The sequence below is a fragment of the Stutzerimonas azotifigens DSM 17556 genome, from assembly GCF_000425625.1.
Lineage (GTDB): Bacteria > Pseudomonadota > Gammaproteobacteria > Pseudomonadales > Pseudomonadaceae > Stutzerimonas > Stutzerimonas azotifigens.
In genome coordinates this window covers 172,188-197,742 of sequence record NZ_KE384407.1, presented here as the reverse complement: position 1 = coordinate 197,742, position 25,555 = coordinate 172,188, and the positions used below count along the sequence as shown (strand labels likewise).

The following is a 25,555-nucleotide window of genomic DNA, read 5'->3' as shown; positions in this document are numbered from 1 at the left end:
GTCACTGCGCCTGCGCCGGGATCAATCCTTTCTGCAGCGCCATGTCCCAGGGCGCGACCGGGCCGAAACGGTTCTTCAGGAACTCCAGCAGCAGCCGCGTGCGCGCGTCGGCTTCGCGGGTCAGGCGCAGCGCATGGATACCGGTCGGTTCGGGCGGCGGCAGCCCGCGCTCGCAGAACAGTGGCACCAGTTCGCCGCGCAGCAGCGCTTCGCTGGCCAGCCAGGTCGGCAGATGGGCGATGCCCAGGCCGGCGATCGCCGCGGTCAGCAGGGCCTCGCCGTTGCTGGCGACGAAGCGCAGCCGCCCCGGGCGCAGCAGCCGCTGGCGGCCGTCCACCTCGAAGCGCCAGGCATGCGGCGGGCCCAGCGCATCCCAGTCCACGCCTTCGTGCTCGGTGAGTTCCAGCGGTGAACGCGGCACGTCGCGCCGGGCAAGGTACGCCGGGCTGGCGCAGACCACGCGGATCACCGGTGCCAGCGGCGTGGCCACCAGGCGCGAGTCGGCCAGCGCGCCGATCCGCAGCACCAGGTCCACTTCGCCGAGGTGTTCGCCGCCCAGGTCGACGAAGCTGTCGATCAGGCGCAGTTGCACCTCGACGTTGGGGTAGCTCGCCAGGAAATCCACCAGCGCCGGAGCCAGCAGCCGGCGGCCGAAGGGGGCGGGCGCCTCGATGCGGATGCGTCCCTCCGGCCCGACGTCGCGCGCCGAGGCTTCGGCGCGGGCCAGCTGCAGTTCCCTTACCACGCGCCGGGCGCGTTCGGCGAAGGCGGTGCCGGCGGTGGTCGGGCGCACGGCATGGGTGGTGCGGCTGAACAGCCGGCAGCCGAGCGAGCGTTCCAGCGCGTCGATCCGCCGGACCACGGCCGAGGGGGTGAGCGAGTGCTGTCGCGCCGCCGCGGAAAAGCTCCCGCTGGCCAGGACATCGAGGAAAAGGCTCAGCTGCTGGGTGAGGGCATCGGGCTGCATCGGGGCTCGCCTGTGAGGAAAACGCAAAGCCATTGTGCGTGCTTGTGCGTTTCCAGGCCAAGCACTGGCGTCTACCATGTGCGCGATCGTTTGCGAGGTGAATGATGGGCCTGCTGGAATTCGGACTGGACGTGCTGTTGGGTGTGGTGCTGGGAACGCTGGGCGGGTTGTTCGGCATCGGCGGGGGGCTGATCGCCATTCCGGTCATCGGGGTCGTGTTCGGTATCGACCAGCAACTGGCGCAGGGCACCGCGCTGGTGATGGTGGTGCCCAACGTGGTGCTCGCCATCTGGCGCTACAACCAGCGCAACCGGATCGACTGGCGTCATGCATTGGCGCTCGGCATCCCAAGCCTGTGTCTGGCCTACTTCGGCGCCGCCATCGCGGTTTCGCTCGATGCGGTGCTGATGCGCCTGATCTTCGCCGGGTTCCTGCTGGTGCTGGCGCTCTACACCCTGCTGCGGGTGTTCCTGCAGACCGCGCCGGGCGGCACCACCCTGCGCCACTCCTGGCCCTGGCTGGCCGCCCTGGGCGGCGGCGCCGGCGCGCTGGGCGGGCTGTTCGGGGTCGGCGCCGCGCTGCTGGCGACGCCCGTGCTGACCTCGGTGTTCGGTGCTTCGCAGGTCGTCGCCCAGGGGTTGTCGCTGTCGCTGGCGCTGCCTTCGACCAGCATCACGCTGGCCACCTATGCCATGCACGACCAGGTCGACTGGCTGCTCGGGCTCCCGCTGGCTGTCGGCGGGCTGCTCAGCATCAGCCTTGGGGTGAAGCTGGCCCACGCGCTGCCGGAGCGGACGCTGCGGGCGATGTTCAGCGGTTTCCTGGTGCTCAGCGCGGTGCTGCTCGCGCTGGAAGTCTGAGGCTCAGACGCTCGCCCGCGCGCGCCGGCGGATCTGCTTGCGCGAGCTGCGCGCCAGGCGGATGCCCAGCAGCACGGCGGCGCAGCTGAGGCCGGCGATCAGGCCCTGCCAGAGGCCGCTCGGGCCCGACGGCTCGCCCAGCCAGTCGCTCAGGCCGAGGGCGTAGCCGATCGGCAGGCCGATGCCCCAGTAGGCGAACAGGGTGAAGATCATCGTCATCCGCGTGTCCTGGTAGCCGCGCAGCGCGCCGGCGGCGGTCACCTGCACCACGTCCGAGAACTGGAACAGCGCCGCGTAGAAGAACAGGTTGGCGGCTATCGCGATCACCGCCGGGTCGGGCGTGTAGATGCGGGCGATGTCCTCGCGCAGGAGCAGCATGCCGCTGGCCGAGAAGCAGGCGTAGAGTAGCGCCATGATCATCCCCACGCCGGCGACGAAGCGCGCGTCGCGCGGCGCACCGCGGCCGAGGGCCTGGCCGACGCGGACGGTGATGGCCATCGCCAGCGACAGCGGAATCATGAAGATCAGCGAGGTGAAATTGAGGGCGATCTGGTGCCCGGCGACCACGGTGGCACCGAGCCCGCCGATCAGCAGGGCGATGACGGAGAAGATGCTCGCCTCGGCGAACACCGCGACGCCGATCGGCACGCCGACGGCGAGCAACCGGCGAATCTCGTCCCAGCGCGGCGCCTCGAAATGGCTGAACAGCCCGCTCGGCTGGTAACAGGGTGCGCGGCGCACCCAGTACAGCATGCCCAGCAGCATGGCCAGCATCACCAGCGCGGTGGCCCAGCCGCAGCCGACCCCGCCCATCGCCGGCAGGCCGAGCTTGCCGTAGATGAACACGTAGTTGAGCGGAATGTTCAGCAGCAGCCCGAGCAGCCCCAGCACCATGCTCGGCCGGGTGTGCCCGAGCCCGTCGCTGAAGCAGCGCAGCACCTGGTACAGGGCGATCGGCGGGAAGCCGCAGGCCACCGCCCGCAGGTAGGCCATCGAGGGTTCGACCAGTGCCGGGTCGACCTGCATCCAGCGCATCACCGGGGCGGCGTTCCACAGCAGCAGCGCGCACAGTGTGCCGATGCCCAGGCCGAGCCAGAGCGCCTGGCGCACCAGCGGGCCAATTTGCGCGGTCTCGCCGGCTCCGTGCTTCTGCGCCACCTTGGGGGTGGTCGCCAGCAGCACGCCGGTCATCAGCAGGAAGGTGGGCACCCAGATGGAATTGCCCAGCGCCACGGCGGCCAGGTCTTCGGGGCTGACGCGGCCGGCCATCAGCGTGTCGACGAAGCCCATCGCGGTGTGGGCGAGCTGGGCGATCATGATCGGCAGGGCAAGGATGAAGAGCGCGCGCAGTTCGTTGCCAACGCGCCGGAATCTGGCCTCGGCGGGCATCTTTCTATCCGGTTGTATACAGGCGGGCGGGCTAGTGTACGCGTGCGCGTGATACCGAGAAAGCGCGATGCAGAGCCCCGCCGTATTGAAAGTGACGCCTGCTAGACTTCAGCGCTCTGCCTTGAGGATCTCCTTGCAATGCGCATTCTCGCCGACGAAAACATTCCCCTGGTCGAGGCCTTCTTCGGTCATCTCGGCGAGATTCGCCGCATGCCGGGCCGGGCGATCAACCGTGCGGCCACCGAGCAGTGCGACCTGCTGCTGGTGCGCTCGGTGACGTCGGTCGACCAGGCGCTGCTCGAGCATACGCCGGTGCGCTTCGTCGGCACCTGCACCATCGGCACCGATCACCTGGACGTGGAATTTCTCGACCGCACCGGGATCGCCTGGGCCCGTGCGCCCGGCTGCAACGCCCGCGGGGTGGTCGACTACGTGCTCGGCAGCCTGCTGGCGCTGGCCGAGTGGGAGGGCGTCGACCTTTCGACGCGGCGCTACGGCGTGGTCGGTGCCGGCGAGGTTGGCGGGCGACTGGTCGAGGTGCTGCGGGGGCTGGGCTGGGAGGTGCTGGTCTGCGATCCGCCGCGCCAGCAGCGCGAGGCGGGCGATTTCGTCTCGCTCGACCGACTGCTGAACGAATGCGACACCCTCAGCCTGCACACCCCGCTGACCCTGTCCGGCGAGCTGGCGACCTTCCACCTGCTCGGTCGCGAGCGGCTGGAGCGGCTGCTGCCCGGCAGCTGGCTGATCAATGCCAGCCGTGGCGCGGTGGTCGACAACGCCGCCCTGCGCGAACTGCTGCTGCGCCGGCCCGACGTGCAGGCGGTGCTCGACGTCTGGGAAGGCGAGCCGCAGGCCGACGCCGAGCTGGCCGAGCTGTGCCGCATCGCCACGCCGCACATCGCCGGCTACAGCCTGGAGGGCAAGCTGCGCGGCACCGCGCAGATCTATCAGGCGCTGTGCCGGGCGCAAGGGCTTGCGCCACAGGTGGAACTGGCCGGGCTGATGCCGGCCGCACCCTTGCGGCGACTGGGCTTCGGCCCGACGGTGACGCCGGCGCGCCTGCTGGAAACCCTGTGCCGCGCCGTCTATGACCCGCGCCGCGACGACGCGGATTTTCGGCGCAGCCTGCTGGGCGACGAGCAGGCCCGCCGCGAGGGTTTCGATCGGCTGCGCAAGGGCTACCCGGTGCGGCGCGAGATCGACGGGCTGGAGGTCGAGCTGCCGGCGGGCGCCGACGCGGGCTGCGCCAGGGTAGTGAGGGCGCTCGGCGCGCAGCTGGTCGGCGAGGGCTGAAGAGCCGGTCGCGCACGGTGGCGCGTGCGTGTTTTGGGATGGCGTGCGTGCCGAGGGTCGGCCGGCCGGATGCATTTTGCGGCCTGCTCCGCTAGGATTGTCCGCTCTCCGCTTTTCCCCGCGATGGTCCTATGAGTTACCAGGTGCTAGCCCGCAAGTGGCGTCCACGCTCGTTCCGCGAAATGGTCGGCCAGACCCACGTGCTGCGCGCGCTCATCAACGCCCTGGACAACCAGCGCCTTCACCACGCCTACCTGTTCACCGGCACCCGTGGCGTGGGCAAGACCACCATCGCCCGGATCATCGCCAAGTGCCTGAACTGCGAGACCGGCATCAGCTCGACGCCCTGCGGCCAGTGTTCGGTGTGCCGCGAGATCGACGAGGGCCGCTTCGTCGACCTGATCGAGGTCGACGCGGCGAGCCGGACCAAGGTCGAGGACACCCGCGAGTTGCTCGACAACGTGCAGTACGCGCCCAGCCGCGGCCGCTACAAGGTCTACCTGATCGACGAAGTGCACATGCTTTCGACGCACTCGTTCAACGCCCTGCTCAAGACACTCGAAGAGCCGCCGCCGCACGTTAAGTTCCTGCTCGCCACCACCGACCCGCAGAAGCTGCCGGTCACCATCCTCTCGCGCTGCCTGCAGTTCTCCCTGAAGAACATGCCGCCGGAGCGGGTGGTCGAGCACCTGAGCCACGTGCTCGGCGTCGAGCAGGTGCCGTTCGAGGAGGATGCGCTCTGGCTGCTCGGGCGCGCGGCCGACGGCTCGATGCGCGATGCCATGAGCCTTACCGACCAGGCCATCGCCTTCGGCGAGGGCCGGGTGCTGGCCGCCGACGTGCGGGCGATGCTCGGCACGCTGGACCACGGCCAGGTCTACGGAGTGCTGCAGGCGCTGCTCGAAGGCGATGCGCGGGCGTTGCTCGAGGCGGTGCGCCAGCTCGCCGAGCAGGGGCCCGACTGGTCCGGCGTGCTGGCCGAGATGCTCAACGTGCTGCACCGGGTGGCCGTCGCCCAGGCGCTGCCGGAGGCGGTGGACAACGGCCAGGGCGACCGCGACCGGGTGCTGGCGCTGGCCCGGGCGCTGCCGGCCGAGGACGTGCAGTTCTATTACCAGATGGGCCTGATCGGCCGTCGCGACCTGCCGCTGGCACCAGATCCGCGCAGCGGCTTCGAGATGGTCCTGCTGCGCATGCTGGCGTTCCGCCCCGCCGGCAGCGAGAGTACACCGCAGACACCGCTAAAGCACCTGGGAATCAGCCCGGCCACGACTGATTCCCAGGCGCCCCAGGTGGCCCCGGCGGCCACCCCATCGATGCCGCCTCCCGCGGCGGCACCTGCCGTCGCCCCGGCGCCTGTCCCCGCACCGGTCACCCAGGCTCCGGCTCCTGCGCCCGTCGCCCCGGCACCCGCAGCGGCGCAGCCGGCACCGCCCGTCCAGGCGCCGGAGCAGCCTGCCCCGGCGCCGGAAGCGCCGACTGTCGAGGTCCCGTCGCCAAGCGGTGTGGCCGAGCCGGTGGAGCCGCAGCGCATCGACCTGCCCTGGGAAGAGCCGCCGGCCACGCCGCCGGTGGCGGCCGACCGGGCGGCCGCGGAGGAGGCCGGGGAGGCGGGACAGGGCGTCTCACCCGAGCCTTCGGCCGAGGAGCACGTCGCCACCGTGGTGGTAGTCAACGAGGTGGAGGAGGAAGAGCCGCCGCTGACCGACGAGGACTATTTCGAAGTCGAGTCGCAGGTGGAGGCCTTTCTCAACGACATCGACCAGGTTCGCGAGGAGCCGGCCCCCGCCGAGCCCGAGCCGGCCGCGCGACCGGCCACCGGCCTCGCCGCGCAATGGCTGGAGCTGTTCCCGCAGCTCGGGCTGTCCGGCCTGACCGGCAGCATCGCGGCCAACTGCACGCTGGTCGCGGTCGAGGGCGACCACTGGACGCTGCACCTGGATCCGGCGCAGAGCGCCCTGTTCAATGCCACCCAGCAACGCCGCGTGAACGAGGCCCTGAATCAATACCACGGGCGCCCGCTGACCCTGACCATCGACTTGCAGGCGCCCGAGCAGGAAACCCCCGCGCAGGCCGCCGCGCGCAAACGCCGCGAGCGGCAGCGGGCGGCCGAGCAGTCGATCATGAGCGACCCCGTCGTCCAGCAACTGATGGAGCAGTTTGCCGCGGTGGTTCGCGAAGATACCATCGAACCCGTTGAACACTCAGAACCCTGACCGAGGTACATCCCATGATGAAAGGTGGCATGGCCGGCCTGATGAAGCAGGCCCAGCAGATGCAGGAAAAGATGCAGAAGATGCAGGAGGAGCTGGCCAACGCCGAGGTGACCGGTCAGTCCGGCGCCGGTCTGGTGAGCGTGGTGATGAACGGCCGGCACGACGTCAAGCGCGTCAGCCTGGACGACAGCCTGATGCAGGAGGACAAGGAAATCCTCGAAGACCTGATCGCTGCCGCGGTCAACGACGCGGTGCGCAAGATCGAGCAGAACAGCCAGGAAAAGATGGCCGGCATGACCGCCGGCATGCAGCTCCCGCCGGGCTTCAAGATGCCGTTCTAAAAGCAGCTTGAAGCCAAAAGCCTGAAGCTGGAAGAGAGAACGTACAGAGCATTCTGGCTACGACTCGCGTACTGATCGGCTTCCAGCCTCCAGCCTCCAGCCTTGAGATTTACATGAGCTTCAGCCCCCTGATTCGCCAACTCATCGACGCATTGCGCATCCTGCCCGGCGTCGGGCAGAAGAGCGCCCAGCGCATGGCGTTGCAGATGCTCGAGCGCGACCGCAGCGGCGGCCTGCGGCTGGCCCAGGCGCTCAGCCGCGCGATGGAAGGCGTCGGTCATTGCCGGCAATGCCGCACCCTGAGCGAGGACGAGCTGTGCCCGCAGTGCGCCGACCCGCGGCGCGACGACAGCCTGCTGTGCGTGGTGCAGGGGCCCATGGACGTCTTTGCCATCGACCAGACCGGTTTTCGCGGCCGTTATTTCGTGCTCAAGGGGCACCTGTCGCCGCTGGACGGCCTCGGCCCGGAGGCCATCGGCATTCCCGAGCTGATGGCGCGCATCGAGGCCGGCGCCTTCGCCGAGGTCATCCTCGCCACCAACCCGACGGTCGAGGGCGAGGCGACCGCGCACTATATCGCCCAGCTGCTCGCGTCCAAGGCGCTGACGGTCAGCCGGATCGCCCATGGCGTTCCGCTGGGCGGCGAGCTGGAGATGGTCGACGGCGGCACCCTGGCGCACGCATTCGCCGGCCGTAAGCCGATCCAGCCATGATGGCGATGACATATCTGATGCACATCGCTCTGCGACTGGTGTAGAGTTATAAGCCATCCGACATCAATAACTAAAAAGCATTAGATGCTTCGATCTGGTTATAACTGCCTACGAGGTCGTTTCGAATGAAGGTTAAATTCTGGCTTATTCCTGCCCTGGTGCTCGTCAGCGTGTTCGCCCAGGCGCAGGAGAAGATGAAGATCGGTTTCATCCGGGTGATGGACGATGCCCAGGCCATGGTCGCCCACGAGGCCGGCCTGTATGCCAAGCACGGCCTCGACGTCGAACTGGTGGAATTCAGCTCCGGTACCGACCTGATCAAGGCGATCGTCGGCGGTCAGCTCGACACTGGCGTGCTCGGCTTCACCAATGCCGTGGCCTGGGCCTCCAAGGGCGCGGACCTCAAGGTGGTCGGCGGCGCCCAGCAGGGCTACCACTCGATCGTCGCCCGCGAAGGCACCGAAATCGATGACGTGGCCGACCTCAAGGGCCACACCCTGGCGTCGCAGAAGGAAGGCAGCACCGCCGACACCGTACTGCGCGGCGTGACGCTGAAGAACGCCGGCGTCGAGGCCAAGGACGTGAACATCATGGGCGTCAGCCCGGCGGTCGCCGTGCAGTCGCTGGTCTCCGGCCGGGTGGACGCGGCCTTCCTGTTCGAGCCCTACGACCGTATCGCGCAACTGGTGGCTCCGGTCCGGCAGATCTACGAGATCGGCGAAGTCTGGCCGTTCCCCTGCATGGTGGTGATCACTTCGGGCGCCACGCTGGAGAAGCGCAAGGATGCCGTGTGGAAGTCCCTCGACGCCCAGCGCGAAGCCATCGAGATGCTGGAGAACCAGCCGGCCGAGGCCGCCAAGCTGATCGCCGACTACTTCATCGCCGAGCCAACGCTCAAGACCCTCAAGCGCGGCGAGCTGCCGCGCGAGCAGGTGATCGAGGAAGCGATCGCAACCCAGACCTTCAGCGCCAAGCTGGATGAAGACGACCTGGGCCGCATCCAGGAACTGGCGGACATCCTGCAGTCGCAGGGGGCGCTCAAGACCCGCGACGGCAAGCCGTTCGACACCGCCGCGATACTCGACCTGTCGTGGCAGCAGGCCCGCGAGCTCTGATCGTTCCGGCGTATGTTCACCGCTGCCCAGCCACCCGGCTGGGCAGCGTCGTTTCAGGCGCCCAGAGGGCGAGATGGAATCTTCATGCAACTGAGCTTTGAAAACGTAGACAAGCGCTTCGGCGAGCTGGAGGTCATCAAGGGCTTCAGCCGCGAAGTGGGGCAGGGCGAGCTGGTCGCGCTGGTCGGTCCGTCCGGCTGCGGCAAGTCCACCCTGCTGCACCTGGTGGCGGGGCTGGAAAAACCCAGCGGCGGGCGTGTGCTGGCCGACGGCAGGCCGGTCGCGGGCCCGGGCCCGCGGCGCACCCTGGTGTTCCAGGAGCACGCGCTCTATCCCTGGCTGACCCTGCAGGCGAACGTCGCCATGGCCCTGGAGCTGCAGGGCACGGACAAGGCCACCGCATTCCGTGAGGCAACCAACTGGCTCGGCCGGGTCAATCTCGCCGGCTTCGAGCACTATTACCCGCACCAGGTTTCCGGCGGCATGCGCCAGCGCACGGCGCTGGCCCGCGCCTTCATCGCCAAGCCCGAGGTGCTGCTGCTCGACGAGCCCTTCGGCGCGCTCGATGCGCTGACGCGCATGGCACTGCAGGACGTGCTGCGCGACCTCATCGAGGAGCACCAGCCGACCGTGCTGCTGGTGACCCACGACGTCGACGAGGCGCTCTATCTTGCCGATCACGTGCTGGTGTTCAGCTCGCGCCCGGCACGGGTGCTGAAGGCGTTCGATTTCGCCCATTGCGAAAAGAGCCACGACCTCTCCGGGTTCGCCGCCGAGCGCAAGGAGATCCTCAGCCTGCTGGGCATCAAGACCGAGGTGGAGCACGCATGAGCCAGGCGCGTCGTTTGACAGGTCCCAAAAAGTACCTGGCCGTGGTGCTGGCGATCGCCTTCATCGCACTCATCTGGCAGGCCGCCGCCTGGAGCCTGCCGTCGTTCCTCATGCCGGGCATCCCCACCGTGATCGATCGGCTGATCGAAGCGGTGCAGCAGGAGGAATTCCGCGCCGGCCTGCTGGGCAGCATGAGTCGCCTGGGCAGCGGCTACGGTTTCGCCCTGCTGTTCGGCATCGGCTTCGGCCTGGTCGGCGGGGTGCTGTTCTTCTTCCGCGAGACGCTGCGCTCGGCGATCGTCATCCTGCAGTCGATCCCCTCGATCGCCTGGGTGCCGCTGTTCCTCATCGTCATGGGCTTCGGTAACCTGCCGATCATCGTGGTGGTGGCGCTGGCGGCCTTCTTCCCGATGGCGCTGTCGGTGATGAACGCGACCGAGAGCGTCCAGCCGGTGCACGTTTCCGCCGCCCGGGTGATGGGCGCCAGCCGCTGGCAGCTGCTGCGCCGCGTCTACCTGCCGGCGGTGATGCCGGAGTTGATCACCGGCGCCCAGCTGGCCTTCGGCAACGCCTGGCGGGCGCTGATCTCGGCCGAAATGCTGATCGGCTTCGGCCAGGGCCTGGGGCGCTCGCTGGCCTACTCGGGCGAGATCGCCGACATGGTCGGGGTGATGATGAACATCCTGGTGATCGCCATCCTGGCGACGCTGATCGATCAGGTGGTGCTGGAGAAATTCAAGCAGCGCGTGCTGCGCTATCAGTACGTCTGAGGTGCGTCCATGACCCGCTGGTTGCTGACACTGCTGATGCTCTGCGGCCTCTGCGCCCCGGCGCTGGCGGAGCCGGGCTACCGGCTGGTCGGCGATTACCGCCCGCTGCGCGCCAGCGACCAGGCCGTGCCGGCCGACAGCTTCGAGCAGCAGCTGGCTGCCCGGCTGCTGGCGCAGTGGCAGCCGGGCAGCGCCCTGACCCTCGGCGCGCAGCCCGAAGGCGCGGTGCTCTACGCCTCGCGCGCCGCGGCACTGACCGCCGGCGAAGGCGGCCTGAAGAACTGGGCGGCGCTGCGCGGCCAGCCGTTCTGCGTCACCGCCGGCAGCCCGCATGCCGAGACGGTGGCCAGGCTGTACGGCGGCCAGCCGCGCGCCTATCCCAGTACGGCGCACGCGCTTAACGGCCTCAAGCTCGGTGAGTGCAGGGCCGTGGTCGAGGACGAGCGGCTGCTGCGCGACATCGCCGGCCTGCCGGAATGGCGCAGGTACAACCGCCTGCTGCCGCCGTTGAAGACGTCGGTCGCCGAGTTGCGGGCCGCTCCAGCCGATCCGGCGGAACAGGCCGCGCTCGAGAAGGTGGTGGCGACGCTGCGCAAGAGCGGCGAACTGGATAGCCTGACCCAGACCTGGGTCCACGAGGTTGCCTTCCAGGCCTACGTGCTCGCCGATACGCTGGATTGCCACTGACCGGCTGATACCCCCTGTAACTGGCAGAAAGAGCGATCGCCTGATTCCAGAGCTGGCTGCGGTGCTTGTATCCGCGAGCGCCGCGGCGGGCGCCTCTGGTACCGGCCTGCGCCGGTACGACGGGGGTGGGGTTGTCGCTGTGGTGTGCGGCCTTCTCCCTGGCCGTCGCCCCGGCGTAGGCCGGGGCCCGGGTGGCTGAGTGCGAGTTCGAGTCGGGCGGGGGCCCTGCTGGACTTCGGAGCGGGCCTGGGTCGCAGCGTCGGGCCGAGTTCCGTGCTCAGTGCTCGTCGAGGCCGAAGGCGGTGAGCGTGAAGGTGGGGATGCCGATGTCCTGCAGGCGGCGCGAGCCGCCCAGTTCGGGCAGATCGATGATGGCGGCCGCTTCGTAGACGCTGGCGCGCATCCGCCTGACCAGTTGGGTGGCGGCCAGCAGGGTGCCGCCGGTGGCGATCAGGTCGTCGAACAGCAGCACCTGGTCGCCTTCGCAGAGGCAGTCGGCGTGCACTTCCAGGTGCGCCTCGCCGTATTCGGTGCGGTACGACTCGCTGAACACCTCGGCAGGCAGCTTGCCCTGCTTGCGGAACAGGATCAGCGGCTTGTTCAGCTCGTAGGCGATGATCGAGCCGATGAGGAAGCCGCGTGCGTCCAGTGCCCCGATGTGGCTGAAGTCGGCTTCCACGTAGCGCTGGATGAAGCTGTCGGCGACCATCCGTACCGCCCGCGGCGACTGGAAGATCGGTGTGATGTCACGGAAGATCACGCCAGGCGAGGGGAAGTCCGGCACCGGGCGGATGAGCGTCTTGATCGCGAATTCGTCGAAGATCATGGCGGGCTCCGGCCGTCAGGCGTCCATGTTGCCGCCGGCGAGGGCGCACAGGCCGATGGAGTCGAGGATGCGCACTTCCTTGCCTTCGGCTTCGATCAGTCCGTTCTGCTGGAAACGGGTGAAAACGCGCGAAACGGTTTCCACCGCGAGGCCGAGGAAGTTGCCGATCTCGTTGCGCGACATCGACAGGCGGAACTGGTTGGCGGAGAACCCGCGGGCGCTGAAGCGCGCCGAGAGGTTGACCAGGAAGGTGGCGATGCGCTCGTCGGCCGACTTCTTCGAGAGCAGCAGCATCATCTGCTGATCGTCGCGGATCTCGCGGCTCATGATGCGCATCAGCTGCCGGCGCAGCTGCGGCAGCATGAGGCTGAGCTCGTCGAGCTTCTCGAACGGAATCTCGCACACCGATGTGGTTTCCAGCGCCTGTGCGGAGACCGGATAGGCCTCGGTATCCATGCCCGACAGGCCCACCAGCTCGCTCGGCAGATGGAAGCCGGTGATCTGCTCTTCGCCGCTGTCCGTCACGCTGAACGTTCGCAGGGCGCCCGAGCGTACGGCGAACACCGAGTGGAAGCGATCACCCTGGCGGAACAGCGTCTCGCCCTTCTTCAGCGGGCGGCCGCGCTTGACGATCTCGTCGAGCGCGTCCATGTCCTGCATGTTGAGGGAAATGGGCAGGCAGAGGCCAGCCAGACTGCAATCCTTGCAGTGGGCTTGGCGCAGGAGGCTCGCCTTGGTTGACTCTGACATGGGGATTCCTGACGCAGAACGGTTTCGGCGGCAAGGGTAACGCACCCGACCGTCCACGCCAACGGTGCTGGCCGCGGAGTCGGATGGCGTCACGCCGTCCAGCGTCAGATCACCCGGGAAAAGCGTTGCATGGTTTGTCCGTCGAGGTAGTGGTCGAACAGCATGCACACCGAACGCACCAGCAGGCGTCCGGCCGGCTGGATGACGATGTGCTCCTCGTCGAGCACGATCAACTGGTCGCTGGCCATCCGCTCGAGCATCGGCCAGGCCTCGGCGAAGTAATCGCGGAAGCGGATTCCGAAGTCGGTCTCTATGCAGCGGAAATCGAGTTCGAAATCGCAGATCAGCTTCTGGATCACCGCGCGGCGGATGCGGTCGTCCTGGCTGCAGCGCAGACCGCGCACCGTGGCCAGCGCGCCCTGGTCGAGGGTTTCCTGGTACTTGCCGAGGTCGGGCGTGTTCTGGCAGTAGAGGTCGCCGATCTGGCTGATGGAGGAGACCCCCAGGCCGATCAGGTCACAGTGGCCGTGGGTGGTGTAGCCCTGGAAGTTGCGCTGCAGGCGGCCCTCTTCCTGGGCGCTGGCCAGCTCATCGTCGGGCAGGGCGAAATGGTCCATGCCGATGTAGCGGTATCCCGCGCCGGTCAGCTGCTCGATGCTGTGCTGCAGCATGGCCAGCTTGTCCCCGGGGCTGGGCAGGTCGTCGGCGTTGATCCGCCGCTGCGGCTTGAAGCGCTCCGGCAGGTGCGCGTAGTTGAACACCGACAGCCGGTCGGGTTGCAGGCCGATGATGGTTTCGACGGTCCTGGCGAAGCGCTCCGGCGTCTGCAGGGGCAGCCCGTAGATGAGGTCGATGTTCACCGAGCGGAACTGCAGGGTGCGCGCCGCTTCGATGATGGCCACCGTCTCCTCGAGGGTCTGCATGCGATTGACCGCGCGCTGCACCTGCGGGTCGAGGTCCTGCACGCCCAGGCTGACCCGGTTGAAGCCGAGCTCGCGCAGCAGGCCCATGGTCGACCAGTCGGCCTCGCGCGGGTCGATCTCGATGCCGTAGTCGCCGGAATCGTCGTCGAGCAGGGTGAAATGCTGGCGCAAGTGGTTCATCACCCGGCGCATCTCGTCGTGGCTGAGGAAGGTCGGCGTGCCGCCGCCGAAGTGCAGCTGCTCGACCACCTGGTCCGGACCGAGGTGGCTGGCGATCAGGGCGATCTCCTTCTCCAGCCGCTCGATGTAGGGCAGGGCGCGCCCGCGGTCCTTGGTGATGACCTTGTTGCAGCCGCAGTAGTAGCAGATGTTCGCGCAGAAGGGCACGTGGATGTACAGCGACAGCGGTCGCTCGGCCCGGCGGCTGTTCTGCAGCGCGGCGACCAGGTCGCCCGGGCCGATGCCGGCGTTGAACTGCACCGCAGTCGGATACGAGGTGTAGCGCGGGCCGGCGTGATCGTAACGGCGGATCAGGTCGGTGTCCCAGCGGACGGCGTCGAGCATGTGGGCTTCCCCGGTAGACTGCGATGTCGGCGATTCTAGGGAGGGCGGCCTGGCGGGAACTTGACCTGTATCAAGCTTGCCCTGACGCTGCCGGCCAAGCGACGATTGGCCGACCGGACCGCTGAATTTGCCGTCTTCCGGTTGTCGGAAAGGATGGCACTCGGCTGCCAATCACTGTTCGGCCCCCTGGGCCCAAGGAGGAAAACGTCATGCACAGTCGCCAGCCCGAAATCGCTGCCGCGCTCAAGGTTTGCCCGCCATTCGAGGGCCCGGAGGCGATCCAGGCCGAGATTGACCGCCGTGTCGCCTTCATTCAGGACTGCCTGCGCCAGTCGGGCATGAAGACGCTGGTGCTGGGCATCAGCGGGGGCGTCGACTCGACCACCGCCGGCATGCTCGCCCAGCGTGCGGTAGAGGGGCTGCGCGCCGCCGGCGAGGGCGACGACTACCGCTTCATCGCCGTTCGCCTGCCGTACCAGGTGCAGCACGACGAAGAAGAGGCGCAGCTGGCCGTCGATACCATCAAGCCGGACGAGTGCCACACGGTGAACATCGGCGCGGCCGTGCAGGGCCTGGCGCGTGCCGTCGAGGCACTCGACGGGCTGACCCCGGAGCTGCGCGACTTCGTGCTCGGCAACACCAAGGCGCGCATGCGCATGGTCGCCCAGTACACCATCGCCAATGCCCGCCAGGGGCTGGTGATCGGCACCGACCACGCGGCCGAGGCGGTGATGGGGTTCTTCACCAAGTTCGGCGACGGCGCCTGCGACCTGACGCCCCTGACCGGCCTGGTCAAGCATCAGGTGCGCCAGCTGGCGGCGGTGCTCGGCGCGCCGGAGCGCCTGGTGCAGAAGGTGCCGACCGCGGATCTGGAGGAACTCACGCCCGGCAAGCCGGACGAGCATGCGCACGGCGTGACCTACCGCGCGATCGATGCCTTCCTGCACGGCGAGGAAGTGTCCGAGGAAGACGCGCGCACCATCGTCCAGACCTACGACAAGACCCAGCACAAGCGCGAGCTGCCGAAGGAGCCGTTCTGAGCGGCAGTCAGTGATGGTGGTGGGCGGGTTCGCCCGGGGTTTCGGCCGGTGCCGCCCCGCCATGCCCCATCAGCCAGTGCTGGTGGGGGCCGGGCAGCGTCCACAGGCCGAACAGGATCACCAACACGCCGCCGGCCATGCGCACGCCCTTGCGCCGCAGCAGTGCGGTGATTCGTTCGGCGGCCATCCCGGTGGCCAGCAGCACTGGCCAGGTGCCGATGCCGAACGCCAGCATCAGCAGCGCGCTGTTCAGTGCGTCGCCCTGGCTCGCCGACCACAGCAGGGTGCTGTAGACCAGACCGCAGGGTAGCCAGCCCCAGAGCGCGCCGAGCAGTAGCGCACGGGGCAGGCTGGAGACCGGCATCAGGCGGCTGGCGAACGGCTGGATGTGCCGCCAGAGTCCGCGTCCGAGCGCCTCGATGCGGGTCAGCCCGCTCCACCAGCCGGCCAGGTACAGGCCCATGACGATCAGCAGCCCGGCAGCGACCACGCGCAGCGCCATCGCCGCCGGGCTGCTGGCCACGGCCCAGCCGGCCAGGCCGATCAGCAGGCCGGCGCTGGCGTAGCTCAGCACCCGGCCGAGGTTGTAGGCCAGCAGCAGGCGCAGACGCCGGCTGCGCTGTTGCGGCGGAATCGCCAGGGTCAGGGCGCCCATCAGCCCACCGCACATGCCGAGGCAGTGCCCGCCGCCGAGCAGGCCGAGGATCATCGCCGACACCAGCTGGGGAAACAGTTCGGTCACGTCTTGCGCTCGTCGTCGCCGTCCGTGGACCGTTCGGCTTCGTCGATGCCGGCCTGGTGCCTGGGGTCTTCGTCGTCGAACAGGATGCTGTGCGCGGGACCTTCGAGATCGTCGTACTGGCCGCTGTCGACTGCCCAGAAGAACAGCCAGATCGCCAGCGCGACGATGATCACGGCGATCGGAATCATCACGTAGAGCGCAGCCATGGTACCTCCTCTCAGGTGCGTGCCAGACGCAGGGCGTTGAGCACGACCAGCAGCGAGCTGGCCGACATGCCGAGTGCCGCCCACATCGGGGTGACCCAGCCAACCGCGGCGAAGGGGAGCACCAGGCCATTGTACAGGCTGGCCCAGACCAGGTTCTCGACGATGATCCGCCGGCTGCGCCGGGCCATGACGAAGGCCTGCGCCAGGCTTTCCAGGCGGTTGGAGAGCAGTACCGCATCGGCGCTGGTCTTGGCCAGGTCGGTCGCTGAGCCCATGGCCACGCTGATGTCGGCGGCGGCCAGAACGGGAACGTCGTTGACGCCGTCGCCGACCATTAGCACGCGTTTGCCGGCCTGTTGCAGGCGCGCCAGCTCGGCCAGCTTGTCCGCCGGCGTGAGGCCGCCGGCGACGCGGCCGATGCCCAGCTGGCGCCCGACCTCGGCGACCATCGGCGAGCTGTCGCCGGACAGCAGCACGGTCGACCAGCCCTGGCGTCGGCAGACCTCGAGCAGTGCCGGCGCGTCCTCGCGCACCTGGTCGTCGAGGACGAACCAGGCCAGCGGGCCTTCGCGGTCGCCGAGCAGCAGCCACTGGCCCGGCTCGTTCGGCGTCGGCGGTGACTCGCGGTCGGCCAGCGAAGCCACGAAGGCCGGTTGGCCGATGCGCAACTGCCGCTGCGAGACGCGTCCCTCGAGGCCGAAACCGGGCACGTTCTCGACGTGCTCGGCGGCTTCCGGCGCGCGACCGAAGGCGCGGGCGATGGGGTGCTCGGAGCGGTTCTCCAGTGCGGCGGCCAGCGCCAGGCAGGCATCGGCGGACAGCTCGCCGCCCAGCGGGCGGATCTCGCGCAGGGTCAGCCGGCCCTCGGTCAGGGTGCCGGTCTTGTCGAACACCACCGTGTCGATGTGGTTCAGGCCTTCCAGCACGTGCCCGCGGGTGACCAGCAGACCGAGGCGGTGCAGGCTGCCGGTGGCGGTGGTCAGGGCCGTCGGGGTAGCCAGGGAAAGGGCGCAGGGGCAGGTCGCCACCAGCAGGGCGAGCACGATCCAGAAGGCGCGACCGGCATCCAGCTGCCACCACACCAGGCCGACCACCACCGCCGCGACCAGCACCACGACGAGGAACCACTGCGCCACGCGGTCGGCGAGCTCGGCCAGCCGCGGCTTGTCCGCCTGGGCGCGCTCGAGCAGGCGGACGATGGCCGACAACCGGCTCTCGTCGCCGAGGGCCTCGACCGCCAGCGTGAGCGGCCCCTCGACGTTCAGCGTGCCGCCGGTGACCGTGTCGCCCGGCCCCTTGGGCAGCGGCAGGTACTCGCCGGTCAGCACCGACTCGTCGACGCTGGACAGACCTTCGAGGATGCGCCCGTCGGCGGGAATCAGCGCGCCCGGCGGCACCAGCACGCGGTCGCCGGGTTTCAGTTCGGCGAGCAGCACGCGCTCGCTGTCGCCGCTGGCGTCGAGCCGCAGGCAGGAGGCCGGCAGCAGGTTGACCAACTGCGCGGTCGCCGCGGCGGTGCGTTCGCGGGCGCGCCTTTCCAGGTAGCGGCCGGCGAGCAGGAACAGGGCGAACATGCCCACCGCATCGAAATAGAGCTCGCCGCGGGCGGTCACGGTGGACCAGATGCCGGCCACGTAGGCGCCGCCGATGGCCAGGCTGACCGACACGTCCATGGTCAGGTGGCGCGTGCGCAGGTCGCGCAGCGCGCCCTTGAAGAAGTCGGTGCAGCAGTAGAAGACGATGGGGGTGGTGAGGAACAGACTGACCCAGCGCAGGATGCGATCCATGCCGGGCGACAGGTCGAGGTTGAATTCAGGCCAGGTGGCCATGCTCGCCATCATCACCTGCATCCACAGCAACCCGGCGACGCCCAGCTGGCGCACGGCCCGGCGATTCTCGCGGGCCATGCGCGCGGCCGCCTCGTCGGGCTGGTAGGGGTGGGCGGCATAGCCGATGCGGCGGATCTGCGCGAGCAGTTCGCTGAGCGGCAGGCGGGCGTCGTCCCAGCGCACCTGCAGACGGTGGTTGGAGAGGTTCAGCGAGGCGTCCTCGACCGCCGGCAGCGCCTTGAGGTGCCGCTCGATCAGCCAGCCGCAGGCGGCGCAGCTGATGCCTTCGATATGCAGCGCGGTGCGGGCCAGTTCGCCCTCGTGGGCGACGAAGGGTTGCTGCACGTCGGGGCGGTCGTAGAGTTCGAGCTCCTCGGTCAGCGCGCGGGGCAGGGCGCCCGGGTTGACCGAGGTGTCGCTGCGGTGCTGGTAGTAGCTTTCCAGGCCGCCGGCGACGATGGCTTCGGCCACCGCCTGGCAGCCCGGGCAGCACAAGGCCCGGGTCTCGCCGAGTACCCGGGCCTGGAAGTGGCTGCCGGCGGGAACCGGCAAGCCGCAGTGATAGCAGGGGAGCGGTGCGGCCATGCGTCGTTCGGGCTCAGTGGTTCAGCTCGAAGGCGCGTCCCGGCTCGATGGTTTCTTCCTCGAACAGGCGCCATTGCTGGCCGCCCTCGTCACCGAGCAGCTCGACGAAGCGTCGGCCGCGCACGGCGTCCTGCATCTGGCCCTGGTAGACGCCGTTGCCCTGGGGCACCAGGACGACCCGGCGGTCGCGCTCGGGCTGCGTCGGCGAGAGCAGGTTGAGGACCAGCTGGCGCGGCTGGCTGATGCCGCTCAGCTGGAGCTCGGCCACGCCGGTCTCCTCGTCCAGCGAGACGGCGGCGCCCATGCCGAGCCGTTCGGCCAGCTGCTCGCGTTCCAGCGACTGGTTGATGCCCTTGCCGGCGTCGTAGTAGTTGTCGGCCACCAGGCTGTCGGAGTTGTTCGTCGCGATCACCAGCAGCGAGGTGCCGAGCACCACGGCGCTGGCGAGGATGGCGATGACGAACCAGGCCCAGAACTGCCTGTACCAGCGGCTGCTTTCGGTTTTCGAATGCATCGGGATCTCGTGTCAGCGAACGCTTGGGCCGATGAAGCGGCTGTCGGCGTCGTCTTCGATTGAGGGATCGTCGGCCGACTGCACATGGAAGACGATCTTGTTGGTGCTCGACGGCAGCTTTTCCGGCGGCGCGGCGAGTTCGGCGGTCACCGTCACCAGCTCGCCGGCGGCGGCGGTGATTTCCTGGCGACCGTTGTACTCCAGGCCGTCGAGGCCGGAGGCGCTGATCACGAAGGTCTGCGGGTGCTGGGCCTTGTTCATCACCTTCAGCGAGTAGACGTTCTCGATATAGCCCTCGGCGTTCTCGCGGTAGAGCACGCGGTCCTTCGACACGTCCAGCTTCACCAGCGGACGGGTGGCCACGGCGTAGCCGAACACGCCGATCATCGCGGCCAGCGCCAGCGCGTAGCCGATCAGGCGCGGCCGCAGGATGTGCGTCTTCTGCCCCGACAGGTTGTGTTCGGTGGTGTAGCTGATCAGCCCGCGCGGATAGCCCATCTTGTCCATGATGGTGTCGCAGGCGTCGATGCAGGCGGCGCAGCCGATGCATTCGATCTGCAGACCGTCGCGGATGTCGATGCCGGTCGGGCAGACCTGGACGCACATGGTGCAGTCGATGCAGTCGCCCAGCCCCAGCGCCTTGTAGTCGGCGTCCTTCTTGCGCGGGCCCCGGCGTTCGCCGCGCCGCGGATCGTAGGAGACGATCAGGGTGTCCTTGTCGAACATCACGCTCTGGAAGCGCGCATAGGGGCACATGTAGATGCACACTTGCTCGCGCAGGTAGCCGGCGTTGCCGTAGGTGGCGAGGGTGAAGAAGCCCACCCAGAACAATGCCCAGCCGCCGACCTCCAGTGTGAAGAAGTCGGTCACCAGCTCGCGGATCGGCGTGAAGTAGCCGACGAAGGTGATCGCCACGGCGAAGGACACCAGCAGCCAGATCGCGTGCTTGGCGGCCTTGCGCACGAACTTGTTGCCGCTCATCGGCTGCTTGTCCAGCTTCATGCGCTGGTTGCGGTCGCCTTCGGTGACCTTCTCGGCCCACATGAAGACCCAGGTGAACACGCTTTGCGGGCAGGTGTAGCCGCACCAGACGCGTCCGGCGAACACGGTGATGAAGAACAGGCCGAAGGCGGCAATGATCAGCATCGCCGACAGCAGGATGAAGTCCTGCGGGAAGTAGGTGGCACCGAAGATGTAGAACTTGCGCTCGGGCAGGTTCCACCAGACGGCCTGACGGCCATCCCAGTTCAGCCACACGGTACCGAAGAACAGCAGGAAGAGGGCGGCACCGCCGACGCGGCGCAGGTTGCGGTACAGCCCGGTGAAGGCGCGCGTGTAGATGCGTTCACGGGTTGCATAGAGGTCGACGCTTTCCACCTTTTTTGGGGGAGTGACGTCGTGTACGGGGATTTTTTGACTCATCAGGCATACCGAATCGAGGTTGGCGCCCCGGCCGATGCATGGCCGGCCGGGGTCGATTTCCTACTGCGTATGGTACGCCTGCACCAGGGGTGGCATGTGCGACAGTACGTCGCGCAACCCCCCAGGGGCTCACTCGCCTCGGGACTGTTGCGAGAGGCTGTATACGTAGGCGGCCAGCAGGTGGACCTTGTCGTTGCCGAGGGTCTCTTCGTGGGCGGGCATACGGCCATTGCGGCCATAACGCAGGGTTTGCTGGACCTGGGCGAAGCTCGAACCGTACAGCCAGGTCCGGTCGGTCAGGTTGGGCGCGCCCATGGCCTGGGTGCCCTTGGCGTCCGGGCCGTGGCACACGGCGCAGTTGGCGGCGAAGATTTCCTTGCCCTTGGCCACGTCGATTTCCATGTCTTCCGGATTCTTCAGGCCCGACAGGCTGCGCACGTAGCCGGCGACGTGGCGGATGCCTTCCTCGCCGATGACATCACGCCAGGCCGGCATGGTGGCCTGGCGGCCGCCCATGATGGTGGTCTTGATGGTCTCGGCTTCGCCGCCCCACAGCCAGTCGTTGTCGGTCAGGTTGGGGAAGCCGTAGGCACCCTTGGCGTCGGAGCCATGGCAGACGGCGCAGTTGGAGGCGAACAGCCGGCCGCCCATCTTCAGCGCCTGCTCGTCCTGGGCGACCTGCTCGATCGGCATGGCGGCGTACTTCTTGAACAGCGGGCCGTACTTGGCTTCGGCCTGGGCCATTTCCTTTTCCCACTGGTGCACGCCGGTCCAGCCCTGCTCGCCGGTGGCGAAGGCGGTCTGCGCCTCGTTGTCCAGGTACTGGTAGCCCGGGAGGATGCCCTTCCAGTTGCCCAGGCCGGGGTAGAGCACCCAGTAGCCGAGGGCAAAGACGATGGTGGCGACGAACAGCAGGAACCACCACTTCGGCAGCGGGTTGTCGTATTCCTCGATGCCGTCGAAGGCGTGGCCGAGGGTCTCATCCGTGGTTTCGCGGCGCTGGCCCTTGCGGGTCGCGAAGATCAGCCAGACCAGCGCGGCGATCAGGCCGAGGGTCAGGATGGTGATGTACCAATTCCAAAACGAGGTCATTCGCTCTTACTCCGGGAAACGTCTTCGTCCGGCTTCTTCGGGGCCTGTTCGTCCGGCTCGTCGGCAAACGGCAGGTTCGCCGCTTCGTCGAAGCTTTTCTTGCGCTTGCCGTTGTAGACCCAGATCACCAGGCCGACGAAGGCAACGAAAACCAGCAGGGTGCCCAAACCGCGAAGCGTTCCGATATCCATTGTCAGTTACCGTTTGTTCTTGATGGCCAGACCGAGGCCCTGGAGATAGGCGACGACGGCGTCCATCTCGGTCTTGCCGGCGACGGCTTCGCGGGCGCCGGCGATGTCCTCGTCGGTGTAGGGCACGCCGAGGGTGCGCATGGCTTCCATCTTCTTGGCGGTGTCGCGGCCGTTCAGGCGGTTCTCCACCAGCCAGGGGTAGGCGGGCATCTTCGACTCGGGCACGACGTTGCGCGGGTTGTACAGGTGCGCGCGGTGCCAGTCGTCGGAGTAGCGGCCGCCGACGCGGGCCAGGTCCGGGCCGGTGCGCTTGGAGCCCCAGAGGAAGGGGTGGTCCCAGACGCTCTCGCCGGCGACGGAATAGTGGCCGTAACGCTCGGTCTCGGCGCGGAACGGACGGACCATCTGCGAATGGCAGCCGACGCAGCCCTCGCGGATGTAGATGTCGCGACCTTCGAGCTGCAGCGCGGTGTAGGGCTTCATGCCCTCGACCGGGGTGTTGGTGACGTCCTGGAAGAACAGGGGGACGATCTGCACCAGGCCGCCGATGCTGACGGCCAGGACCATGAACAGGGCCAGCAGGCCGACGTTCTTCTCGACTTTTTCGTGTTGCTTCACTTCGTGAACTCCTTAGGCCATCTGCGCCGCGGCTTCATATTCCGCCGGCTTGGCCGCACGAACGGTGCGCCAGGTGTTGTACGCCATGAGCAGCATACCGGTGAGGAAGAACACGCCGCCAAGCCAGCGAACGATGAAGCCCGGATGGCTGGCTTCCAGCGCTTCGACGAACGAGTAGGTGAGGGTGCCGTCCTCGTTCACCGCGCGCCACATCAGGCCCTGGGTGATGCCGTTGACCCACATCGAGGCGATGTAGAGCACCGTGCCGACGGTGGCCAGCCAGAAGTGGGTGTTGATCAGGCCGATGCTGTGCATCTGCTCGCGGCCGAAGACCTTCGGGATCAGGTGGTAGAGCGAGCCGATGGAGATCATGGCGACCCAGCCGAGGGCGCCGGCGTGGACGTGGCCGATGGTCCAGTCGGTGTAGTGGGACAGGGCGTTGACGGTCTTGATGGCCATCATCGGGCCTTCGAAGGTGGACATGCCGTAGAAGGCCAGGGAGACCACCAGGAAGCGCAGGATCGGGTCGGTGCGCAGTTTGTGCCAGGCGCCGGAGAGGGTCATCATGCCGTTGATCATGCCGCCCCAGCTCGGCGCCAGCAGGATGATCGACATCACCATGCCGAGCGACTGGGCCCAGTCAGGCAGGGCGGTGTAGTGCAGGTGGTGCGGGCCGGCCCAGATGTACACGGCGATCAGCGCCCAGAAGTGCACGATCGACAGGCGATAGGAATACACCGGGCGCTCGGCCTGCTTGGGCACGAAGTAATACATCATCCCGAGGAAGCCGGCGGTGAGGAAGAAGCCCACGGCGTTGTGGCCGTACCACCACTGCACCATGGCGTCGGTGGCGCCGGCATACAGCGAGTAGGACTTGAATGCGCTGACCGGGATTTCCAGGTTGTTCACCACGTGCAGCAGGGCGACGGTGAGGATGAAACCGCCGAAGAACCAGTTGCCGACGTAAATGTGACTGACCTTGCGCTGCGCCACGGTGCCGAAGAAGACGATGGCGTAGGCGACCCAGACCACGGTGATCAGGATGTCGATCGGCCATTCCAGCTCGGCGTATTCCTTGGAGGTGGTCAGGCCCAGCGGCAGGGTGATCGCGGCGAGCACGATGACCAGTTGCCAGCCCCAGAAGGTGAAGGCCACCAGCGGGCCGCCGAACAGGCGGGTCTGGCAGGTACGCTGGACGGCGTAGTAGGAGGTGGCGAACAGTGCGCAACCGCCGAAGGCGAAGATCACCGCGTTGGTGTGCAGCGGGCGCAGGCGGCCGAAGCTGGTCCACGGCAGATCGAAGTTGAGGTCCGGCCAGGCCAGTTGTGCGGCAATGAAGACGCCGAGCCCCATCCCGACGATTCCCCATACCACCGTCATGATGGCGAATTGGCGGACCACCTTGTAGTTATAGGCGGTGCTGGTTGCTGTGTTCATCGATGGCTTCCATCCACGGTAGTGACAGATTGCTTTCAGAAAAGCGGGGCAAGCATGGAGAAAGCGCAGGTGGGCGGTATTGACGCGGGTCAATGCGCGCAGGGCGGGGAGATGGACGGCGGGATCTGGAATCGCGTGGCCGGCAGGCCGGTCGCCAGCCTGGTCCTCGCCCACGGGGCGGGAGCGCCGATGGACAGTCCGTTCATGCAGGGCATGGCCGAACGGCTGGCGGCGCGCGAGGTAGAGGTGTTCCGCTTCGAATTCGCCTACATGGCCGCGCGGCGTGTGGATGGACGCAAGCGGCCGCCGAATCCGCAGGCGGACCTGCTGCGCCAGTGGCGGGAGCGGCTGGAGCAGGTGCGGCCACAGGCCGCAGGGCCGCTCGCCATCGGCGGCAAGTCGATGGGCGGACGGATGGCCAGCCTGCTGGCCGACGAGCTGCAGCCGCTGGCGCTGGTCTGCCTGGGTTACCCGTTCCATGCCGCCGGCAAGCCGGACAAGCCGCGCGTGGCGCACCTGGAAACCCTGCGCACGCCGACGCTCATCGTGCAGGGCGAGCGCGATGCGCTGGGCGATCGGCAGACGGTGGCCGGATACCGGCTATCGGCGGCGATCGACGTCCACTGGCTGGTGGCGGCCGACCACGACCTCAAGCCGCTCAAGCGCTCCGGCCACACCCATGCCGAGCACCTGGATGCCTGCGCCGACGCGGTCGCGCAGTTCCTGCGCAGTCGCGTCTGATCGCTACGAATGACCTGCCTCGCGGGCGATCTCGACCACCCGGATGCAGTGTGGGGAGGGGTAGTGCCAGCGTACCTCGACGTCCCAGAATCGGGTACCGTAGCGGCGGTCCGGGGCGGGCTGCTGGTAGGCGGGGCGGGGATCTTGCGCCAGGCATTGCTCGATCAGCTCGACCAGCGGCTGGCCGAGGCGCAGCGCCTGCTCGCGGGCCTGCTGCAGGCAGCCGTCGGCCCACTGCACCCCGATGGCCGGCGGCGGCTCGGGAGCCAGCGCATTGCGCGCATCGGGCAGTGAATCGGCATAGGGCACGTAGGGCTTGATGTCCAGCACCGGCGTGCCGTCCAGCAGGTCGATGCCCGAGAGCAGCAGGCGGCCGGGCTCGACACCTTCCAGCTTCACCACCGACTGGCCGATGCCGTTGGGCCTGTGGGTCGCGCGGGTGGCGAACACGCCGACGTAGCGATTGCCGCCGAGCCGCGGCGGCCGCACGCGCAGGCGTGGCTCGGCTTCCAGCGCCTGGTGGAAGAGGAACAGCAGCCAGACGTGACTCACCTGCTCCAGCCCCTCGAGCGCCTGGGGCTGGTCGAACGGTGGCAGCAGTACCAGCTCGCCGCGCGCCGCCGGCGCCAGGTGCGGCTGGCGCGGGATGGCGAACTTCTCCCGGAAGCAGGAACGGAGGATGCCGATGGGGGAAACAGAATAGGACATGGCGCGGCGCCCGGATGCAGGGGTGCGCCATCTTAACCGGTCGTTGGGGGCGGGTATGTCATGGGACGGGGCTTCGCGCCCTCATCCGGCCCTGCGGGCCACCTTCTCCCGGCGGGAGAAGGGAAAGGCACCGCGGCGGCCGTCCCCTGTAGGAGCAGGCTCTGCCTGCGACCCGCCGTCATGCA

The 25,555-nt window shown here is 68.1% G+C and carries 26 protein-coding genes; 11 read left to right on the top strand and 15 right to left on the bottom strand.

What is annotated here, in order from left to right:
* Window position 1: 1 nt before the first annotated feature.
* Entirely contained in the window at window positions 2-967 is a 966-nt protein-coding gene (locus H610_RS0109425) for a LysR family transcriptional regulator (protein ID WP_028239420.1), read from the bottom strand.
* 104 nt (window positions 968-1,071) lie between these two features.
* Between H610_RS0109425 and H610_RS0109420 the strand changes: the two genes are divergently transcribed.
* Complete coding sequence (locus tag H610_RS0109420) at window positions 1,072-1,827, top strand: sulfite exporter TauE/SafE family protein (protein ID WP_028239419.1); 756 nt, start codon at window positions 1,072-1,074, stop codon at window positions 1,825-1,827.
* Between the two features lie 3 nt (window positions 1,828-1,830).
* On the opposite strand, the gene H610_RS0109415 is transcribed toward H610_RS0109420, so the two are convergent.
* Entirely contained in the window at window positions 1,831-3,216 is a 1,386-nt protein-coding gene (locus H610_RS0109415) for an MATE family efflux transporter (protein WP_028239418.1), read from the bottom strand.
* A gap of 138 nt (window positions 3,217-3,354) precedes the next feature.
* Here H610_RS0109415 and pdxB point away from each other — a divergent pair, with 138 nt between their 5' ends.
* The 8 genes from pdxB (at window position 3,355) to H610_RS0109375 (ending at window position 11,182) form a co-directional block, all read left to right on the top strand.
* The gene (pdxB, locus tag H610_RS0109410; RefSeq protein WP_028239417.1) at window positions 3,355-4,509 is read left to right on the top strand and encodes a 4-phosphoerythronate dehydrogenase PdxB; all 1,155 of its coding nucleotides are present in this window, start codon (window positions 3,355-3,357) and stop codon (window positions 4,507-4,509) included.
* A gap of 131 nt (window positions 4,510-4,640) precedes the next feature.
* Entirely contained in the window at window positions 4,641-6,725 is a 2,085-nt protein-coding gene (dnaX, locus tag H610_RS0109405) for a DNA polymerase III subunit gamma/tau (protein WP_028239416.1), read from the top strand.
* Between the two features lie 14 nt (window positions 6,726-6,739).
* A complete protein-coding gene (locus H610_RS0109400) occupies window positions 6,740-7,066 on the top strand; it encodes a YbaB/EbfC family nucleoid-associated protein (protein ID WP_008567825.1) in 327 nt (108 codons plus the stop codon).
* Window positions 7,067-7,179: 113 nt separating this feature from the next.
* Window positions 7,180-7,779: a recombination mediator RecR gene (gene recR / locus H610_RS0109395; RefSeq protein WP_028239415.1), complete on the top strand. Its 600-nt coding sequence runs from the start codon at window positions 7,180-7,182 to the stop codon at window positions 7,777-7,779.
* A gap of 125 nt (window positions 7,780-7,904) precedes the next feature.
* Window positions 7,905-8,894 carry an ABC transporter substrate-binding protein gene (locus H610_RS0109390; protein WP_028239414.1) on the top strand — a complete coding sequence of 330 codons (990 nt, stop codon included), beginning with the start codon at window positions 7,905-7,907 and terminating at the stop codon, window positions 8,892-8,894.
* Window positions 8,895-8,978: 84 nt separating this feature from the next.
* Window positions 8,979-9,725, top strand: coding sequence for an ABC transporter ATP-binding protein (locus H610_RS0109385; protein ID WP_028239413.1), 747 nt, complete (start codon window positions 8,979-8,981; stop codon window positions 9,723-9,725).
* Window positions 9,722-10,495, top strand: coding sequence for an ABC transporter permease (locus tag H610_RS0109380; protein ID WP_028239412.1), 774 nt, complete (start codon window positions 9,722-9,724; stop codon window positions 10,493-10,495). Before H610_RS0109385 ends, H610_RS0109380 begins: the two co-directional genes overlap by 4 nt.
* A 9-nt stretch (window positions 10,496-10,504) precedes the next feature.
* Window positions 10,505-11,182: a type 2 periplasmic-binding domain-containing protein gene (locus tag H610_RS0109375; protein ID WP_051231640.1), complete on the top strand. Its 678-nt coding sequence runs from the start codon at window positions 10,505-10,507 to the stop codon at window positions 11,180-11,182.
* 277 nt (window positions 11,183-11,459) lie between these two features.
* Here H610_RS0109375 and H610_RS0109370 read toward each other — a convergent pair whose 3' ends face one another.
* From H610_RS0109370 to hemN, 3 genes are all read right to left on the bottom strand, one after another.
* Window positions 11,460-12,008 (bottom strand): adenine phosphoribosyltransferase, encoded by a 549-nt coding sequence (locus H610_RS0109370; RefSeq protein ID WP_028239410.1) that lies wholly within the window; start codon window positions 12,006-12,008, stop codon window positions 11,460-11,462.
* 15 nt (window positions 12,009-12,023) lie between these two features.
* Window positions 12,024-12,758, bottom strand: a complete 735-nt coding sequence (gene fnr, locus H610_RS0109365) for a fumarate/nitrate reduction transcriptional regulator Fnr (protein ID WP_028239409.1) — start codon at window positions 12,756-12,758, stop codon at window positions 12,024-12,026.
* 104 nt (window positions 12,759-12,862) lie between these two features.
* Entirely contained in the window at window positions 12,863-14,245 is a 1,383-nt protein-coding gene (hemN, locus tag H610_RS0109360; protein WP_028239408.1) for an oxygen-independent coproporphyrinogen III oxidase, read from the bottom strand.
* A gap of 209 nt (window positions 14,246-14,454) precedes the next feature.
* Between hemN and nadE the strand changes: the two genes are divergently transcribed.
* A complete protein-coding gene (gene nadE / locus H610_RS0109355) occupies window positions 14,455-15,285 on the top strand; it encodes an ammonia-dependent NAD(+) synthetase (protein WP_028239407.1) in 831 nt (276 codons plus the stop codon).
* Window positions 15,286-15,292: 7 nt separating this feature from the next.
* On the opposite strand, the gene H610_RS23680 is transcribed toward nadE, so the two are convergent.
* The 9 genes from H610_RS23680 to ccoN all read right to left on the bottom strand — a co-directional run bounded on the left by H610_RS23680 (window position 15,293) and on the right by ccoN (window position 23,921).
* Window positions 15,293-16,027, bottom strand: coding sequence for a sulfite exporter TauE/SafE family protein (locus H610_RS23680; protein WP_043238157.1), 735 nt, complete (start codon window positions 16,025-16,027; stop codon window positions 15,293-15,295).
* A complete protein-coding gene (ccoS, locus tag H610_RS0109345) occupies window positions 16,024-16,233 on the bottom strand; it encodes a cbb3-type cytochrome oxidase assembly protein CcoS (protein WP_028239406.1) in 210 nt (69 codons plus the stop codon). Before ccoS ends, H610_RS23680 begins: the two co-directional genes overlap by 4 nt.
* Window positions 16,234-16,244: 11 nt before the next feature.
* Complete coding sequence (locus H610_RS0109340) at window positions 16,245-18,647, bottom strand: heavy metal translocating P-type ATPase (protein WP_028239405.1); 2,403 nt, start codon at window positions 18,645-18,647, stop codon at window positions 16,245-16,247.
* Between the two features lie 13 nt (window positions 18,648-18,660).
* On the bottom strand, window positions 18,661-19,161 hold the full coding sequence (locus H610_RS0109335; protein ID WP_028239404.1) for a FixH family protein: 501 nt from the start codon (window positions 19,159-19,161) through the stop codon (window positions 18,661-18,663).
* Between the two features lie 12 nt (window positions 19,162-19,173).
* Window positions 19,174-20,583: a cytochrome c oxidase accessory protein CcoG gene (ccoG, locus tag H610_RS0109330; RefSeq protein WP_028239403.1), complete on the bottom strand. Its 1,410-nt coding sequence runs from the start codon at window positions 20,581-20,583 to the stop codon at window positions 19,174-19,176.
* Between the two features lie 129 nt (window positions 20,584-20,712).
* Complete coding sequence (ccoP, locus tag H610_RS0109325) at window positions 20,713-21,675, bottom strand: cytochrome-c oxidase, cbb3-type subunit III (protein ID WP_028239402.1); 963 nt, start codon at window positions 21,673-21,675, stop codon at window positions 20,713-20,715.
* A complete protein-coding gene (locus tag H610_RS0109320) occupies window positions 21,672-21,866 on the bottom strand; it encodes a CcoQ/FixQ family Cbb3-type cytochrome c oxidase assembly chaperone (RefSeq protein WP_028239401.1) in 195 nt (64 codons plus the stop codon). Before H610_RS0109320 ends, ccoP begins: the two co-directional genes overlap by 4 nt.
* 6 nt (window positions 21,867-21,872) lie before the next feature.
* Entirely contained in the window at window positions 21,873-22,484 is a 612-nt protein-coding gene (gene ccoO / locus H610_RS0109315; protein ID WP_028239400.1) for a cytochrome-c oxidase, cbb3-type subunit II, read from the bottom strand.
* Between the two features lie 12 nt (window positions 22,485-22,496).
* Entirely contained in the window at window positions 22,497-23,921 is a 1,425-nt protein-coding gene (gene ccoN, locus H610_RS0109310) for a cytochrome-c oxidase, cbb3-type subunit I (RefSeq protein ID WP_028239399.1), read from the bottom strand.
* Between the two features lie 54 nt (window positions 23,922-23,975).
* Here ccoN and H610_RS0109305 point away from each other — a divergent pair, with 54 nt between their 5' ends.
* Entirely contained in the window at window positions 23,976-24,662 is a 687-nt protein-coding gene (locus H610_RS0109305; protein ID WP_028239398.1) for an alpha/beta family hydrolase, read from the top strand.
* A gap of 3 nt (window positions 24,663-24,665) precedes the next feature.
* Here the strand turns inward: H610_RS0109305 and tsaA are convergent, their stop codons facing one another.
* A complete protein-coding gene (gene tsaA / locus H610_RS0109300; protein ID WP_028239397.1) occupies window positions 24,666-25,370 on the bottom strand; it encodes a tRNA (N6-threonylcarbamoyladenosine(37)-N6)-methyltransferase TrmO in 705 nt (234 codons plus the stop codon).
* Window positions 25,371-25,555: the final 185 nt, after the last annotated feature.